Annotated in this window: 17 protein-coding genes, 1 other RNA gene and 1 pseudogene; 7 read left to right on the top strand and 12 right to left on the bottom strand. The window is 37.7% G+C overall.

The genetic code is table 11. The features are described from left to right. Nucleotides 1–201 precede the first annotated feature (201 nt). From ESV24_RS09055 to ESV24_RS09045, 3 genes are all read right to left on the bottom strand, one after another. Nucleotides 202–1,506, bottom strand: a complete 1,305-nt coding sequence (locus ESV24_RS09055; RefSeq protein ID WP_111815850.1) for a chloride channel protein — start codon at nt 1,504–1,506, stop codon at nt 202–204. Between the two features lie 21 nt (nt 1,507–1,527). After that, a complete protein-coding gene (locus ESV24_RS09050; protein ID WP_111815851.1) occupies nt 1,528–2,109 on the bottom strand; it encodes a MiaE family protein in 582 nt (193 codons plus the stop codon). An 84-nt stretch (nt 2,110–2,193) separates the two neighbouring features. Then, complete coding sequence (locus ESV24_RS09045) at nt 2,194–4,068, bottom strand: DNA polymerase III subunit gamma/tau (protein WP_111815852.1); 1,875 nt, start codon at nt 4,066–4,068, stop codon at nt 2,194–2,196. A gap of 146 nt (nt 4,069–4,214) precedes the next feature. Here ESV24_RS09045 and rnpB point away from each other — a divergent pair. Further along, nucleotides 4,215–4,556: RNase P RNA component class A (gene rnpB / locus ESV24_RS09040), an RNA gene on the top strand. Here the strand turns inward: rnpB and ESV24_RS09035 are convergent. From ESV24_RS09035 to ESV24_RS09020, 4 genes are read right to left on the bottom strand one after another with little or no spacing between them, the layout of a single operon-like run. Then, nucleotides 4,555–4,923: a hypothetical protein gene (locus ESV24_RS09035; RefSeq protein WP_111815853.1), complete on the bottom strand. Its 369-nt coding sequence runs from the start codon at nt 4,921–4,923 to the stop codon at nt 4,555–4,557. The two genes, rnpB and ESV24_RS09035, sit on opposite strands and share 2 nt — an antisense overlap. Further along, a complete protein-coding gene (locus ESV24_RS09030; protein WP_111815854.1) occupies nt 4,913–5,464 on the bottom strand; it encodes an RsmD family RNA methyltransferase in 552 nt (183 codons plus the stop codon). Before ESV24_RS09030 ends, ESV24_RS09035 begins: the two co-directional genes overlap by 11 nt. Next, on the bottom strand, nt 5,465–6,286 hold the full coding sequence (locus tag ESV24_RS09025; protein WP_111815855.1) for a DUF3822 family protein: 822 nt from the start codon (nt 6,284–6,286) through the stop codon (nt 5,465–5,467). After that, on the bottom strand, nt 6,267–6,926 hold the full coding sequence (locus ESV24_RS09020; RefSeq protein ID WP_111815856.1) for a hypothetical protein: 660 nt from the start codon (nt 6,924–6,926) through the stop codon (nt 6,267–6,269). The genes ESV24_RS09025 and ESV24_RS09020 overlap by 20 nt, the downstream gene beginning before the upstream one ends. A gap of 128 nt (nt 6,927–7,054) precedes the next feature. Here ESV24_RS09020 and ESV24_RS09015 point away from each other — a divergent pair, with 128 nt between their 5' ends. The 6 genes and pseudogenes from ESV24_RS09015 to ESV24_RS08995 all read left to right on the top strand — a co-directional run bounded on the left by ESV24_RS09015 (nt 7,055) and on the right by ESV24_RS08995 (nt 12,655). Further along, nucleotides 7,055–8,476 (top strand): ATP-dependent DNA helicase, encoded by a 1,422-nt coding sequence (locus ESV24_RS09015; protein WP_111815857.1) that lies wholly within the window; start codon nt 7,055–7,057, stop codon nt 8,474–8,476. A gap of 6 nt (nt 8,477–8,482) precedes the next feature. Continuing rightward, a complete protein-coding gene (locus ESV24_RS09010; protein WP_111815858.1) occupies nt 8,483–9,061 on the top strand; it encodes a DUF4126 domain-containing protein in 579 nt (192 codons plus the stop codon). Nucleotides 9,062–9,112: 51 nt separating this feature from the next. Beyond that, nucleotides 9,113–9,823 (top strand): annotated as a pseudogene (kdsB, locus tag ESV24_RS15530) (3-deoxy-manno-octulosonate cytidylyltransferase); the annotation flags it as partial. Nucleotides 9,824–9,868: 45 nt separating this feature from the next. Then, nucleotides 9,869–10,927 (top strand): iron-containing alcohol dehydrogenase family protein, encoded by a 1,059-nt coding sequence (locus ESV24_RS15525; protein ID WP_235004026.1) that lies wholly within the window; start codon nt 9,869–9,871, stop codon nt 10,925–10,927. Nucleotides 10,928–10,943: 16 nt separating this feature from the next. After that, the gene (locus tag ESV24_RS09000; RefSeq protein WP_111815860.1) at nt 10,944–11,471 is read left to right on the top strand and encodes a 1-acyl-sn-glycerol-3-phosphate acyltransferase; all 528 of its coding nucleotides are present in this window, start codon (nt 10,944–10,946) and stop codon (nt 11,469–11,471) included. A 152-nt stretch (nt 11,472–11,623) separates the two neighbouring features. After that, nucleotides 11,624–12,655 carry a hypothetical protein gene (locus tag ESV24_RS08995; RefSeq protein WP_111815861.1) on the top strand — a complete coding sequence of 344 codons (1,032 nt, stop codon included), beginning with the start codon at nt 11,624–11,626 and terminating at the stop codon, nt 12,653–12,655. A 65-nt stretch (nt 12,656–12,720) separates the two neighbouring features. On the opposite strand, the gene ESV24_RS08990 is transcribed toward ESV24_RS08995, so the two are convergent. The 5 genes from ESV24_RS08990 to gcvT form a co-directional block, all read right to left on the bottom strand. Then, nucleotides 12,721–13,443, bottom strand: a complete 723-nt coding sequence (locus tag ESV24_RS08990) for a YebC/PmpR family DNA-binding transcriptional regulator (RefSeq protein ID WP_111815862.1) — start codon at nt 13,441–13,443, stop codon at nt 12,721–12,723. A gap of 194 nt (nt 13,444–13,637) precedes the next feature. Next, the gene (locus tag ESV24_RS08985) at nt 13,638–13,919 is read right to left on the bottom strand and encodes a 4a-hydroxytetrahydrobiopterin dehydratase (RefSeq protein WP_111815863.1); all 282 of its coding nucleotides are present in this window, start codon (nt 13,917–13,919) and stop codon (nt 13,638–13,640) included. Between the two features lie 10 nt (nt 13,920–13,929). Continuing rightward, a complete protein-coding gene (locus ESV24_RS08980; protein WP_111815864.1) occupies nt 13,930–14,787 on the bottom strand; it encodes a sugar nucleotide-binding protein in 858 nt (285 codons plus the stop codon). Nucleotides 14,788–14,806: 19 nt separating this feature from the next. Next, complete coding sequence (locus ESV24_RS08975) at nt 14,807–15,721, bottom strand: glutaminase (RefSeq protein WP_111815865.1); 915 nt, start codon at nt 15,719–15,721, stop codon at nt 14,807–14,809. Continuing rightward, a complete protein-coding gene (gene gcvT / locus ESV24_RS08970; RefSeq protein ID WP_111815866.1) occupies nt 15,721–16,803 on the bottom strand; it encodes a glycine cleavage system aminomethyltransferase GcvT in 1,083 nt (360 codons plus the stop codon). The genes ESV24_RS08975 and gcvT overlap by 1 nt, the downstream gene beginning before the upstream one ends. Nucleotides 16,804–16,917: the final 114 nt, after the last annotated feature.

Below are 16,917 nucleotides of genomic sequence, written 5' to 3'. Positions count from 1 at the left end.
TTATTGTTTTGTCTGGACATTCTTTCTGCATCTTTTCAAAATATTCAATAAAACCTTCCATCCCATTTTTAACAGCTGGATTGTGCTGAATGTATTCTGATTCTAAATATAGTTCGATTGCTTTTCAGAGGATACCTCCGTATGCCATTTTATAAAAATCTATTGCTGTTTGTTTCATTTTTTCGTTCATTACGATCGGTCTTAAGCTTTAGATTGTTTTCTCTTTGTTTTTTTCCGTTCCCTATCCTCCATTTGGGCTTCAATAAATGGAATCCGAGGTGCGAGGAAATAGCCTGTTAAACTAGCAAAAAGGATTGGAATAAAATAAGTAAAACCCGTGAGCGTTGCCAAAAGAATGGTAGTACTCATCGGCGTGCGCGTAACGCAAGCATTAATGGCGGCCATGCAGCTTACAATAGTAAGTGAGAGGCTAACAGAAGGGAAGATAGTATGTAATAAAAGTCCTAAAGCAGTACCGCTGAAAAATAATGGAATGATAAATCCGCCACGCCAACCAGAGGTTACTGTTATGGCGATGGCAATAATTTTGAAAACAAGTACGGCAAGCAGAAAATTTACAGTAAGATCGCCAGTTATTAAATTGTTTATTTGGTGGTGGCCAAAGTAACGCGTAAGCGGAAGGTAATAAGCAATGGTTCCAAGAATAATACCGCCTATAAGCGTTTTTATATAAATAGGCGTTTTTATTTTTTCGAAAGCCGCTTTAAAAAATTTGGTGCAAAAGATAAATCCCCAACCAAGTACCGTGGCTATGACAGCAAAGAAGAAAGCCCATGCAAAATCGAAAACGCTTGCCATTTCATAAGCGGGTAAATTCCAGATGGGCCCTAGACCAAGATGAACGATTAAAGCAAAAATTATATAACTGAAACAACTGGCTACCAAAGCCGGAATAATAGCTTTGTAGTATTCTACAGCGTGTTTGTGGTGTAATATTTCCAAAGCGAAAAGACTTCCGCCCAATGGAGCGCCAAATAATGCTGTAAAGCCCGAAGCCATTCCGGCAATGCTTAAAGACCGCAGTTCTTCACCTTTCAACCTAAATAACTTACCCAACCACGTTCCCGTGGAACCCGTTACTTGAACCAACGGCGCCTCAGGCCCCAAACTTCCACCAGATGCTACGCATAACAGGGAAGATAGAATCATGGAAGGGTTATTCTTGGGGTCTAGCTTTCCGTGGTTGAAACGGATATTGTTCACTATTAAGTGAATTTCTCCAGGATCGCCAATAAGATGAATTACTATTCCTGCCAATAAACCGCAGACGGCCATTGTAGGTATTACGTACCAACCTTCAAATGTTGAGAGAAATTCAGTAAAATGTTCCAATACTATCCAATAACCACCTGAAATGATGCCTCCCAGCAAGCCCAAAACCGCCCAAAGGATAAACATTCTACTAAAAACGAAAGGATTGAATCTAATTGGCTGATCTAAGAGACTTAAATAATTAACTAACTTTCTTCTTCTTTTTAGCTTCATGACAGAAATTTTAAGAAAGTTTTATCCGTGAATAGATTGATGCTTACTAAGGTCTTTCATTACCTCAGCTTCAAAAGAAAGAAGGTCGTTCCATTTTTGGTCTACTTCTTTTCTGTCGCCGTATTGACGCGCAAAACCGAGAAACATAGTGTAGTGATTTGCTTCGCTGACCATCAGTTTTCTATAGAATTCTGCAAGTTCTTTGTCTTCCAATTCTTCGCTGAGTAAACGGAAACGCTCACAACTGCGGGCTTCAATTAATGCAGCATAAAGCAATCTGTGTACAAGCTGTGTGGTTCTGCTTCCGCCTTTTGGGAAGAATGAAATAATTTGCATTACATATTCATCTTTACGGTCGCGTCCTAAAACCCAGCCGCGCTCCACGATTTTATCGTGCACCATCTTAAAATGACTAATTTCTTCTTTCACCAAAGCAATCATTTCCTGAATTAGCTCTGTGTATTCGGGAAAGCCAACTATTAAAGAAATGGCTGTTGAAGATGCTTTCTGTTCACACCAAGCGTGATCTGTAAGAATGTCTTCTATATTTTTTTCAACAATGTTTACCCATCGTGGATCTGTGGGAAGTTTTAAGCCAAGCATAATTTTAGTTTCAGGTTCAAGGTTTCAAGTTTCAAATTGCTTTATAGAAAAACTGGTCGTTGAGCGGAGCCGAAACGATTTTTTTTAGATATCCAAATCAAATTCCTGTCTAAGTTTTTCGATCAACGGGTTCATTTCTTTCATTTTTTCAAATTTTTCCCTCGTTGTATATGCGTATCTTTTTGTGATAGTTTCATTAACTATTATGTCCAGGTCAATTTCATAATTCTGAAGTTTTTCACGCAGAAAGCTGAGCAGTTCATATTTAGCGCGTTCTACTTCGGTCTTTATTGTATGATTAGGGAATTCGAGATGAATGATGGATCCGTCCAGTTTTGGAACGCCCATCGTTAAATGTGAAAGCAAATTAAATTTTCCTTCACTTTCTACATTTGCGGTATATTCCGTCCATGCTGCTTGCATTTCTTCTTCAGAAAAATTATTAACAGGAAGGTTTTCTGCATCGGGTTGGTTCGCAACCATTTCCTGCTTTATTTCCTGCTTTTTTTGAATGCTTTTTAGCGAAAGCGCCGAGACTTTTTTAGCATTGCGCTCTGCTAAAATTTGTGGACGCTCAATTACTTTTTGAGACTCTCGGTTGTCAGTTGTCTGTTCTTGGTTTTCTCCACCTACGCTAGAAAAGCTTCGGTGGACAGGTGTTTTCGGTTGAGTGTTTTCAGTGCCAAGCTCTTCGGAAGGTTCACTTGCTTTGCTTTCTTCGATTTCCATTTCGATTTCTGTTTCAATCTTTTTTGGAGATTGGGGTACAACATTTCCTGCAGAAGTTATCTTTTCCGAAGTAAATTTTTCACTCTTAAAATGGGAGGGAGGTATTACGAAACGATTGGTACTATTGTTCATGAGGTCCCCGTCTACGCGGGGATCAAGCTTTTTTTTTTCGCCCTGAAAAGTCAGGGAAGCAAGCTGCAGTAGGCAAAGTTCAACAAGTAGCCGTTGGTTCTGGCTGTTTTTATACTTTAAATCGCAAGTGTTTGCAATGTCAATACCGTCAATTAAAAACTGTGTGTCCGTTTTTTGCGATTGTTCAAAATACATTGTTTTTACTTGTTCGCCAACTTCCAAAAGCTCGATTGTTACCTGGTTTTTGCAAACCAACAAGTCGCGGAAGTGCGAAGCGAGGCCCATAATAAAATGGTGACCGTCAAAACCTTTTGAAAGAATATCGTTATAAGTAACTAAAACTTGCGGAATGTTGTTTTCCAAAAGCAAATCGGTAATCTGAAAATACCACGTATAGTCCAGCACGTTCAGGTTTTCGGTGACGGCTTCGCGAGTAAGGTTTTTTCCGGAGAAACTTACTACTCGGTCAAAAATTGAAAGGGCATCGCGTAGCGCACCATCTGCTTTTTGGGCGATTATGTGTAGGGCGTCGTCTTCGGCATCAATGTTTTCGGCTTTCGCAACGTCCGCCAAATGATTTTTTATATCACGAACGCCAATTCTCCTGAAATCAAAAATCTGGCAACGGGAAAGGATGGTCGGTATTATTTTGTGTTTTTCGGTAGTTGCCAAAATGAAAATGGCGTGTTTTGGTGGTTCTTCCAAGGTTTTTAGAAAAGCATTGAAAGCCGCTGAGGACAGCATATGTACTTCATCAATAATATAAACCTTGTATTTTCCAACTTGTGGCGGAATCCGAACTTGATCGATAAGATTTCGAATATCGTCTACCGAATTATTTGAAGCCGCATCGAGTTCAAAAATATTAAAAGCGAAATCCTCGTCTTCCTTTTCGGTGCCATCCTGGTTAATTTTCTTTGCGAGAATTCGTGCACAAGTAGTTTTCCCAACGCCTCGGGGGCCCGTAAAAAGCAATGCTTGGGCAAGGTGATTGTTTTCTATGGCGTTTTCCAAAGTGTTGGTTATGGCCTGTTGCCCAACAACGTCTTTAAAAACGGCGGGGCGGTACTTTCGGGCAGATACAATGAAGTGTTCCATATTTTCAGTAGTCAGTATTCAGTGATCAGTAGTCAGTGACCGAGTTATGAATTTTGACGTGAAAGCAAATATAAAGATGTGTAACGGGTTTTAAAAAAATAGCTGTTCGTATTTTCCCATATTTATTAACATTGGAGTACTTTTGCGCAGCAGGCCACCTTATCGCCCCGAACTAGCTTCGGGGAGGAAAGTCCGGACACCATAGGGAAGCATAGCGGCTAACGGCCGTCGTCCTCCATAGCTCTAGCGAAGGAGGAAAGGACAAGTGCAGCAGAAAGTATGTACAGGTAATGCTGTAGTGAAACCAGGTAAACTCTATGCGGTGAAATGCCACGTAAACCTGTGCCCCGATAGCTATCGGGAGAGGGTTCCCGCCCGATGCAGGAGGGTAGGCAGATTGAGCGTTTCGGTAACGGAACGCCTAGATAAATGATAAGGATTCGTCTTTTTGATGAATACAGAACCCGGCTTATAGGCCTGCTTTTTTTACAAATAAGTTTTAATCCACTTTATGGCTTGATCATAATCCTTGAATGCATCAAACGGTTTGTGTTTGTAGAATGCCTTTTCAAACATAGCATTTTTATAAGAGATTTCTGAATAGCAAAGAGCTGCAACTGCTGTCAGGTTTTTATGAAAGGATTGATAAAGTGCAGGGCTTAAATCAATCGAGTAATCGTTTAAGCGATTTGAGATATATCCAAAGTTTTCATCTGGAAAGTGGGTGTCAAAAAGATTAAATAGCTCCTTTAAGCTTCCCTGATGAAATACAGTACCTTCATCTATAATTATCTCCACGATATTTCCGTAAATTCTAGCAGTTCCAAAACTTAATTTTATATTGTTAGGTTCCATTTTTTATATTGCTAAAAAAACTAAAAACATTGCCACCATATTTTCGGGCCTCTACGAAATATTTATTGTCTGAAAGACTATTCATTTTAGAATGCTCAATAATAAGCAACCCTTCTTCAGCTAAAAAACTTTTATCAAAAACTGTATTAACTATGGTATCTAATTGAGACACGTCAAAGTCATAGGGCGGATCTGCAAAAATTACATCGTATTTCCCAGAGGAGGTATCCAAATATTTGGATACTTCAGATTTTACAGTGGTAATAGGAAACGAAAACTCTTCCGAAATTTTATTTATGTATTGAATACAGCCTTGATGTGCGTCAACTGAAGTAATATTAGGAACGCCACGCGAAGCAAATTCAAAACTGATGTTTCCAGTACCGCTAAAAAGATCCAGAACAGTAAGTTCGTCAAAATAATACCGAACCCTAAGAATGTTGAAAAGAGCTTCCTTCGCAAAATCGGTAGTTGGACGCACGGGCAGATTTTTTGGTGCCGTTAGTCTTCTTCCTTTATATGTTCCAGAAATAATTCGCATTTAAAGCACGTTTTTTAAGATGAAATGATTGTGGGGCATATCTTCTTCCAAAGTCTTTATATTGGAAGCATTTGAATCAAAAAATTCTAAGTTTCTGATATAGGTATACGCAATTTTGAAATTTTCATCATCTTTTTCAATTTCGCCACAAAGTACAACTGGTAGGTTTTCAGGGTTCAGGTTTAACTGTTCCATACAGAAAAGGGTGTAATAGATAAAGTCTTCGGGAGTTTTATAGGTGTAGCTATTGCAGAGTTGCAGTTCCCCATTTTTAAGAACAATACAATCAAAATTGTTTTTCTGAAAGTGCAAATACATTTTTGGAAGTGTATATTTTTCTTTTTCCAGAATTGTTTTCAGTATAACGGTAACAGAATGATAATAGCTAAAGGAACCATATTTCTCAAAGAAAAAATTGTTGATGTTCATAAAAGGAACGTACACCACCACAATTTCCTGATTCTCCAAAACATCGTGCGCCATATAATCATTGGCCAATATTTTTGAATTGAACTTTAAATATTCGCTAGCCTTTGTTTCATCAAAAAGTGAATGGGGCACCAAACTGTAAACAGGTGTTGCATAAACAACTGATACTTCAGCGAAGGTTGAATTAAGAATATCATTTTTGAACATTATTGATTCTATGTCCATCAATAGTTCCTCTGGTGTAGTGCTGTGGTCCAGCTTTTTTTCAGCAAAGAATAGAACTCCTTCACTTTCAGGATTTGTCACCAAAAAAGAAAGCCCGTTCAAAGAAACTTGAACGGACAGTCTGTTTTTTAATTTATCAATTATGTTATCAGTCTTTTGCAGAATCATAAATTTTTGGCCAGTTTCCGGTTGTATTTACCTCTTCTAAGGAACCTACCTTAATATCAGGACCGTTAACGCCGTCTACAGATTGTACTTGAATTTCTTGAGCCAAAAGATCTTTATTAAGATCTGCCAATATAATCTTCTTTGCAATTTTTGCTTCAAATACGGAATATGTAGCATCGTTTTTCTCGATTTTTCCAGCTTTTAATTCAAACTTAGCATCAACTCCTTCTATAGGAACGTTCATCATAGTTTTATACCTGTCAGTTGCTCCGAATAACGAATCCTTAACGGGAGTAAAGCCTAGCGTATCAATTAATGATTCTTCTATAAAGTAACCTTCATCAATTCCGAAAGCTTTGTTCTTGGCAACGTCGGCGTAACTTGTGTCACGTCTCTGCGTTCTGGCAAATTGGGCGGTGTCAATAAAACGAACCAAACTGTCCCAGTCACCAGTAAATTTACCTGTGATTTCTTTATGTGCAAGCTCTGCAGCTTGTACGTCCTTTAAATTCTTAATTACTTTGGCATAACGTGCCTCCTTAACTTTATTGAATTCAACCGGGCCCATAACCGAGGTATATAGCTTCCAGCCCAAAAAAATGATGACAATCCAAAGAACAATCTGAATTACTAATTTCATTATTGATATTATTTAAGTGTTGATTTTACTAAAAGGTCTATCGCAAATCTACAATTTTTTTTTGTTCGCAAAAGTATATTCTGAAAAAATCATACCTATCTTTAAACCCTCATTGATAGCAGCGAATGATGAATGTATCAGAATTTTACAGTTTTTTAAAAAATGATTTTCCACATAACACAACCTTAAAACAGGATATTGCACTTCAATTATTAGCAAAATTTGTGCTGAGCCCAAACAAAAATGAAACCTTCTTGCTCAAGGGTTACGCCGGAACCGGAAAAACAACAATTGTAGGCTCTTTGGTAAAAAATCTATCCAAAGTTAAAAAACGCTCTGTGCTTTTGGCGCCAACGGGTAGGGCGGCGAAGGTCATCAGTAACTATTCAAGCCAGCAGGCTTTTACCATTCATAAGAAAATATATTTTCCAAAGAGTGATAAAGGTTCTGTTTCCTTCACGCTTCAACAAAACAAACACAGGGATACTATATTTATAGTAGATGAGGCATCGATGATTCCCGATATAAACCAAGACTCAAAACTATTTGAAAACGGTTCGCTACTCGATGATTTAATGCAGTACGTGTACAGTGGCAATAATTGCAGATTACTTTTAATTGGAGATTCAGCTCAGTTGCCGCCTGTTCATTTAGACATTAGTCCCGCGCTGGATGCAACATTACTAGAAAACCAGTATAATCGAGAAGTGATATTTCTTGAGTTGGATGAAGTAGTACGTCAGCAAAAGGACAGTGGTATTTTGTTGAACGCAACGCGGATTCGGGAACGGCTGGACGACGAATTATACGAAGCCTTTAAATTTTCTGGAGCAAATTTTCCGGATGTTATTCGCCCTGTTGATGGTCAGGAAATAATGGACGCCATAAATGACAGTTATTCAGCTTTGGGCAATGAAGACACAGTAATAATAGTGCGTTCCAATAAAAGAGCGAACCTATACAATCAAAGCATTCGCGAACGCATACTTTTTCAGGAATCGGAGCTATCGGCGGGCGATTATTTGATGGTGGTGAAGAACAATTATTTTTGGGTAGACAATACAAGCGAAGCTGGATTTGTTGCCAATGGCGATATTGTAGAGGTATTGGAAATATTCGCCTTTAAGGAGCTATATGGTTTTCGTTTTGCTGAAGTGAAAATAAGAATGGTAGATTACCCAAATATGAAACCTTTGGAAACAGTGCTGCTTTTAGATACACTTACTTCTGAAAGCCCTTCTCTTACTTATGATGAATCAAACAAGCTTTATCAAGAAGTGATGAAAGATTATGCAACCGAGAAATCCAAATACAAAAAATTTCTGGCCGTTAAGAATAATAAATATTTTAATGCGCTTCAAGTAAAATTCAGTTACGCTATTACCTGTCATAAATCGCAAGGAGGACAGTGGAATACTGTTTTTGTTGAGCAGCCATATCTTCCCAACGGAATTGATAAAGAGTATCTTCGCTGGCTTTATACCGCTGTAACCCGAGCCCGTGAAAAATTGTATTTAATAGGTTTTAAGGACGAATTTTTTGTAGATTAGTACTTAATGGAAAACATCGAAATCATAATCAGCATTTTTCTGGGCATTGGGCTTGCTGCTGCTGTTGGTTTCCGAATTTTTTTACCCTTATTAATTTTAAGCCTTGCAAGCTTTTGCGAAGTTATTCCCATAAATGAAAACTGGCAATGGATAGGGAGTACAACAGCTGTAATAACAATGGCGGTCGCCACTTTTGTTGAGATTGTAGGCTATTATATTCCATGGTTGGATAATTTGCTAGACACAATTGCATTGCCTTTGGCAACAGTTGCTGGAACAGCTGTTATGGTTGCAACGGTCATAGATTTGAATCCGGTTGTAACTTGGACCTTGGCTATTATTGCAGGAGGTGGTACGGCTGCTGTAATAAAGGGAAATGCTTCAGCGGCCAGGCTAACATCAACTACAACTACAGCAGGGGTTGCAAATCCAATAATTGCAACAGTAGAAACGGCTCTTGCTGTATTAATGGCCTTCGCTTCCATATTTATTCCAGTTTTGGCATTCATATTTGTATTAATTTTGCTTTATATACTTTTTAAGTTTTATAAAAAGCTTCGCAAAAAGAGATTGCCACAAACTTAAACTTCTTATTTTTGAAATCATTTTAAAAACTTCAACTTGAAAATAATCGCAATGATTCCCGCGCGCTATGGTGCGTCTCGTTTTCCCGGAAAATTAATGCAGGATTTGGCTGGAAAGCCCGTAATTGTTAGAACTTATGAAGCTGCAAAGGCCACCAATCTTTTTGATGAAGTTTATGTAGTAACAGATAGCGAGATTATTTTTCAAGAGATTGAAGCAAATGGCGGAAAAGCTATTATGAGCCAAAAAGAACACGACTGCGGCAGCGATCGCATTGCCGAAGCTGTAGAAAACATGGACGTAGATATTGTTGTAAATGTTCAAGGCGATGAACCGTTTACGAGCAGAGAAGGACTGGAAAAAGTTTTGGCGGTTTTTAATGAGCCAGATGCAGATAAAATAGATTTAGCTTCGCTAATGACCGAAATACACGATTGGAAAGAAATTAGCGACCCAAACTGTGTGAAGGTAATTGTTGATAAAGATAATTTCGCACTTTATTTTTCTCGCTCACCAATTCCATATCCACGCGATAAGAATGTGGAAATGCAATACTACAAGCACAAAGGTATTTACGCTTTCAGGAAGCAGGCAATAATGGATTTTTACCGACTGCCTATGCGCTCTTTGGAAGCAGTAGAAAAAATAGAATGTATTCGTTACTTAGAATACGGGAAAAATATAAAAATGGCAGTTTCAAATACAACTGGAGTTGAAATAGATACTCCTGAAGATCTTATAAGGGCGAATAAACTTCTGAAAGAAAAGAAACCGAACGCCGTAAATAACAAATTTAGAAATTTCCCGATGGTGCCCAAGGTGGTTTTTGGAGAAGGTTGTTTTGACCAGCTTACCTCAATCCTTTCAGCACAGAAGCAGGAAAAGGCTCCGTTTATATTTTTAGTAGATGATGTTTTTGAGCGAAATAAGGAATTTTTGGATCGAATTAACCTTCGTTTCAATGACAAATTAATCTTTGTTTCTACTGAAGAAGAACCGAAAACATCTCAAGTTGATGATTTGGTAAAAAAAATTAAAGCCGAATTCACCAATACACCTTCGGGAATAATTGGTATTGGTGGGGGAACAGTGATGGATCTTGCAAAAGCCGTTTCCATTATGCTTATAAATAAAGGAAGTGCTGCCGATTATCAAGGATGGGATTTGGTAAAACAGAAAGCCGTTTACCACGTTGGTATTCCAACCATTTCGGGAACGGGAGCTGAAGTTTCTCGAACTACAGTTTTAACCGGACCCGTGCGCAAATTAGGAATCAATAGTGACTTTACACCTTTTGATCAAGTAATTCTAGACCCAGAACTTACAAAAGGGGTTCCAAAAAATCAATGGTTTTACACAGGAATGGATTGTTTTATTCACTGTGTGGAATCTTTGAACGGTACATTTCTAAACGCTTTTAGCCAAAGCTATGGCGAAAAAGCATACGATTTATGTAAGGAAATATTCTTGGACGATTCCCTCTCCGAAGAAGAATCACGGGCAAAATTGATGATGGCCTCCTGGCATGGTGGAATGAGCATCGCTTATTCGCAAGTAGGCGTGGCGCATGCAATGAGTTATGGGCTGGGTTACGTTTTGGGAACAAAGCACGGGGTTGGCAATTGTATCGTTTTTCAGTATTTAGAAGAATTTTATTCTAAAGATGTTGCGCTATTCAAAAAAATGGTAAAGAAACACGGAGTTGAAATTCCCCAAGAAATCTGCAAAAATCTTACCGAAGAACAATTGAACTCAATGATAACCGTAGCTTTGGGAATGGTGCCTCTTTGGGAAAATGCATTGGGAAGCAATTGGGAGGAAGTAATTACCTATGAAAAATTAAGAGAATTATATTTAAAGATGTAAAACACATCAGCTCTCTATGGGAATTACAAAATTTATTTTTGAAAAATTAATGGGCTGGCGCATTGAAGGTACCTTTGCTCCAGCGGTTAAAAAAGCAGTTATAATAGTCGTTCCGCATACAAGCTGGCATGATTTTTATCTCGGGTTATTCACACGAAGATTAACAAAGACCCAGATAAACTATATCGCAAAAAAAGAACTCTTTAGCTGGCCATTTGGATGGTATTTCCGTTGGACGGGTGGCGTAAAATTAGACCGAACCCCTGGGCAAAATAAGGTTGAGGCAATTGCTGAAATTTTTAAGAAAAAAGATGAATTTCGTTTAGCTCTGTCACCTGAAGGTACTCGAAAAAAAGTTTTAACTTGGAAAACGGGTTTCTATTATATTGCGTTAGCTGCAAAAGTTCCAATAATCTGTGTGGGTTTTGACTACAAAAAAAAATCCATCATTATAAACCCTGCTTTTTATCCATCAGGTAATATTGAATTGGATAGCGTGAAGCTAAGAACATATTTTGATGGTGTAACAGGAAAAAATCGATGAACTTCTAATTGAAAATGTTAAAACCAACATTCAGTGCCATATCATAAGTACTTAGTATTCAGCGGTGTGTTGTTAAAAACAAGTTAACCTCTTCAGAAATTTCAATTATTTAAATTCTAAATATTATTTATGTACAAAATTTAAAAATAATTATGAAAAGAATAAAATTAATATTTCCAGTTTTAGTGTCCGGGCTGTTGTTTGCATCCTGCAGTAATGATGATCCTCAAGGAGGTGGTGGTGGGCCGCTACCAATACCTGTTTTTGCCAATCTTTACGCAACCAGTAATTTGAATAATTCTATACTTTCGTATGATTTTACTTCAAATGGAGTAGTGCTACGTTCTTTCTCTACAAGCTCTGCTGATAATGAAGGTATTTATTATGACGATGCTGCAGATGAACTTGTGGTTAATTCAAGAGAGCAATCGGTAATTAACACATATTCAAATATTGAAAATACTGAGAGCGGTACTGTGCTGAGCCCTTTTCTGTCAAGTAACTCTGTATTGGAAAGTCCGAGGGATATTGCAGTTAAGGATGATATTTATGTAGTATCAGACAATGCCGATGTAGATGGCGATCTAAATACTGAAGATGGCAGATTTTTTATTTTCACAAGAGATGCTAGTGGATACACACTTCGAAATACTGTTACTGTAAATTACGCTGTTTGGGGTATTCAGTTTATAGGAGACGATTTATACACAGTGGTTGATAAAACTTCTGATGTTGCCGTTTTAAAGAATTTCATAACCAACTATACAACAGATGTTATTGCTACTCCAGATAAGCAAATTTCAATTGAAGGTATCACACGTACACACGGAATTACAGAGGATGAAGGTTCTGTGATTCTTACGGACATTGGTGATGCATCAAACGAAAGTGATGGTGGTTTTCAATTTATAGGTGATTTTGTCACAAAATTTAATGCTATACCCAATGGAGGAACGCTTAGCTTTGTAGGAAACCAAATTAGAGTTTCGGGGGCATTGACCGGCCTTGGAAACCCTGTTGCTGTTGAATACGAACATTCAGATAATACTGTTTTTATAGCTGAGCGAGCCAATGATGGAGGTAAAATTCTATTCTTTTACAATATAGAGGCAGGAGGTAATTTGGTTCCAGATCTTAGCTCTGAGTTCCCTGGAGCTTCATCATTGTTTTACATTGATAAATAATAGTTAATTAAAATTAGGAAAAGCCACCGTTTAGGTGGCTTTTTAATTTTCAAGAAGTATTTTAATTATTCCTCTGAAGACTCTTCCATAGTGTGATATACGTTTTGAACATCATCATCTTCCTCAATTTTTTCTAAAAGCTTTTCAACATCTGCAACTTCTTCCTCTGTCAATTTTTTGGTTACCTGGGGAATTTGCTCAAAACCGGAAGAAAGGATTTCAATATTATTTTCTTCAAGATAAGACTGAATAGCGCCAAAACTCTCAAAAGGACCGTAGATCATAATTCCGTCTTCGTCTTCAAAAATTTCATCAACGCCGTGGTCAATTAGCTCAAGTTCCAGTTCTTCGATATCCATCCCTTCTGGATTTATGCGAAAGTTGCACGTATGATCGAACATAAATGAAACAGAGCCGGAAGTTCCCAAACTACCATCACATTTATTGAAATAGCTGCGAATATTAGCAACCGTTCGGGTATTATTATCTGTTGCAGTTTCTATTAAAATAGCAATTCCGTGTGGTGCGTAACCTTCAAAAAGCACTTCTTTAAAATCGCCCAAACTTTTATCGCTGGCCCGTTTTATGGCGCGTTCCACATTGTCTTTGGGCATATTCACCGCCTTCGCGTTTTGAATGACAGCGCGTAGTCTAGAGTTAGCATCAGGATCTGGACCGCCTTCTTTCACGGCCATTACTATATCTTTCCCAATACGTGTAAAAGCCTTGGACATGGCAGACCAACGCTTCATTTTTCTTGCTTTTCTAAATTCAAAAGCTCTTCCCATACAATTATTATCTATTGTTATTTGCTATTGTCTATTCTTGAAATGAAAGTTCAAATATAAAAAAATACAAATTCCAAAACCCAAATAAATTACAAATCACAAAATTCAATTTTAAAACTGTTTGTGTTTTAGAACTTGTTTTTTGTGGTTTGTTTGGAATTTGGTATTTGTAAATTGTCGCTTTTTAGCAATTTCTATCCAATTAATTCATCAATAATTGCGGCAAGCTCAAAATCTTTTTCTGTAACGCCATCGGCATCGTGAGTGGAAAGGTAAATCTCCAATGAGTTATAAACGTTACTCCATTCGGGATGGTGGTTTAGGTTTTCACATTCAAAAGCTATTCGCGTCATTGCAGAGAATGCTTCCTTAAAATCTTCGAATTCAAAAATTGTATGTAGCGCTCCTTCTTGGTACTCCCATCCTTCAAATTCTTTTAATCTTTCGTTTATTTGTTTTTCTGATATTGCTTTCATAGTTAAATATTTATTTTATTGATATAATCTCTTCATTTAGACTACACTCTTCAATAACCTGTGAAACAGTTATTTGATGTGAGTCAGGTAATTTATTTTTCTTCGGGATAATTGCATTGTATTTATCTTCATTACTGGTAAATACACTTTTAAAGATAGGCATTTTATCTCCCATTTTTGAAGTAATTTCCCTAAAAAGATCTTCGTGGTGAACCATATCATTGCTTGCCAAATGGAAAATTCCGCGAAGGGATTGATTGATTATATAATGAATTTGCTGACAAACTTTGTTGATTGTTGTAGTGGTTATCACCAAGTTTGGAAAAACTTCAAATGCGGCTTTGTGCCGAATGCACTGTCGAAGATGAAGTATTTCTGGCGAATTAATGCCAAGTACTATCGGTAATCTCAAGATTGCGGTTTGCTGCGGAATAGTTTCTAACAATAATTTTTCCACAGAAATTTTAAATTTTCCAGTAGCCTTTTCCGAAAACGTTGTATCATTTTCATAAGAAGGATGGGAGGATTTCCCATTAAAAACTTCGACAGAAGAAATGTATAAAACAGCGCAACCATCATTCAGTAAGGCATAATTCACAATTTCTTTGTGCGTCTCAAACTGACTTTTAAATTCACCGTTTATGGCTGAAATAATTACGGTAGGCTTAATTTCATTCAATAATAAGAACATGGAATCCTCTTCAACACAAAATTTGTGAAAGATTTGATTCTCTGAAAATGCGCCGTGCTGTTGGCAGTACGTGCAATGCACATCAAAATAGGAGTGGAGTTCTTTGTAGAGGCCATTGCCAATGAAACCACTGCCGCCTAAAATAAGAATCCGATTTTTTTCTTCTCTTTTCTTCATTAAAATCTATCGTCACTTCTTAAAAAATGGACAATTTGGTTTTCGTGGTAAATTGTTCCAAGGCTTGCATTCCCAAATACGAATTTCCTTTTGGGTTTAGTGCTGGCGCCCACGTAGCAATTGTGTAGCAATGTGGCAAAAGCGCTACAATACCACCGCCCACGCCACTCTTTCCGGGGAGTCCAACCTCAAAAGCGAATTCTCCAGCTTCGTCATAAAAACCGCAAGTGAGCATAATTGCATTTATACGTTTTACTTGACTTGGAGTTAAATGTTGAACTTCCTTTATACATTTTCCCTTATTAGCGAAAACGAAAAAAGCATTGGTAAGTTGTCTGCAATCCATCATAATCGAACATTGATGGAAATAAAAATCCAATACGTCCTCAACTTTGTTGTTTAGGTTTCCGTAAGCTTTTAAAAGATTTGCAGCGGCGTAATTATTAAAACCCGTTACTCTTTCAGATTCAGCTATTTTTTCGTTGTAGTGAATGCTTTCGTCGTGTGTTAATTCTCGAACAAAATTTAAGAAATCTTCTTTAGGATTTTTTAAATGTGAAAGCAGAACATCAGCAATTACAATGGCTCCGGAGTTTATCAAAGGGTTTCGGGGAATTCCATTTTCAAGTTCCAAAAGCGAAAGATGGTTAAACGGGTTGCCCGATGGTTCCACATCAACACGCTCCCACAAATCATTCCCGATAAGTTGAAATGCCTTGACAAGTGAGAGAACTTTTGAAATACTTTGGATGGAAAATTTTTCAGAAGCATCGCCAACCGCAAAATTTTCACCTGTAATTAGTTGAAGATGAATCCCGAATTTGTCTTTTGAAACATTCGCCAATTCGGGAATATAACTCGCAACTTCGCCTGTATTTTCAACATTCTTAAGTGACTCGTGAATTTCTTCTAATATAGTTTGGTATTCTACCATTAACCTTTGTAAAATGGGGTTTTCACAACAGTTGCTGCAATTGGTCTATTTCTTATCTGAATAAAAATTTCTGTTCCCGGTGCACTGTTTTCCACGGTTACATAGCCCAGCCCAATAGCTTTATTAAGTGATGGCGCCATCGTTCCGCTGGTTACAATTCCTATGGTTTTACCGTCTTTGTTAGCGATTTCGTAATCGTGTCTTGGAATTCCACGTTCGTTAAGTTCGAAGCCCACAAGTTTTCGTTTTACGCCATCTTCCTTTTGTTTTTTTAAGTTTTCTGAATTAATAAAATCTTTTGTAAATTTTGTAATCCAGCCCAGACCTGCTTCCAAAGGTGAAGTTGTGTCGCTAATATCGTTTCCGTAAAGACAGAAGCCCATCTCCAACCTAAGCGTATCGCGCGCAGCTAATCCAATAGGTTTAATGCCAAACTCTTTTCCGGCTTCCATTACTTTATTCCAAACTTGTTCTACTTCGTTATTTTTGCAGTAAATTTCAAAACCGCCACTTCCGGTATAACCTGTTGCGCTGATTATTACGTGCTCTATCCCAGCGAAATCGGACACTTTGAAGGTGTAAAATTTTATAGCGCTCAAATCTTCGGAAGTTAATGACTGCATAGCCTCAATTGCCTTTGGACCTTGTATTGCCAACAGTGAATAATCTTCAGAAAGATTGCGCATTTCTGCGCCCATGGTGTTGTGTTTTGAGATCCAAGCCCAATCTTTTTCGATGTTTGAAGCGTTTACGACCAATAAATATTTTTCATCTTTTAGCTTATAAACAATTAAATCGTCAACAATTCCGCCCGTTTCGTTTGGCAAACAGTTGTATTGCGCTTGGCCATCAACAATTTTTGAAACATCATTACTGCATACTTTTTGGATCAAATCCAACGCTTTTGGGCCGGTAATTAAAAATTCGCCCATATGCGAAACATCAAAAACACCAACGCTATTGCGTACGGTTTCGTGTTCGGCATTCACGCCTTCGTAAGAAACTGGCATGTTATAACCTGCAAATGGAACTATTTTAGCGCCCAATTGTTCGTGTATGTGTGTAAGTGCTGTGTTTTTCATCAGTAAAAAAGTTTTCGCAAATGTATTACAATAGGTAGAAGTTAGCGAGTATTTACAAGGATAATTTTCAACAATCTTCACGTTAAAATCATCATAATCGGCTGCTTCGTTCCC

It is taken from the genome of Aequorivita lipolytica (genome assembly GCF_007997135.1).
Lineage (GTDB): Bacteria > Bacteroidota > Bacteroidia > Flavobacteriales > Flavobacteriaceae > Aequorivita > Aequorivita lipolytica.
Note: the sequence above shows the minus strand (reverse complement) of the source record. Positions and strands in the feature narration are given on the sequence as shown.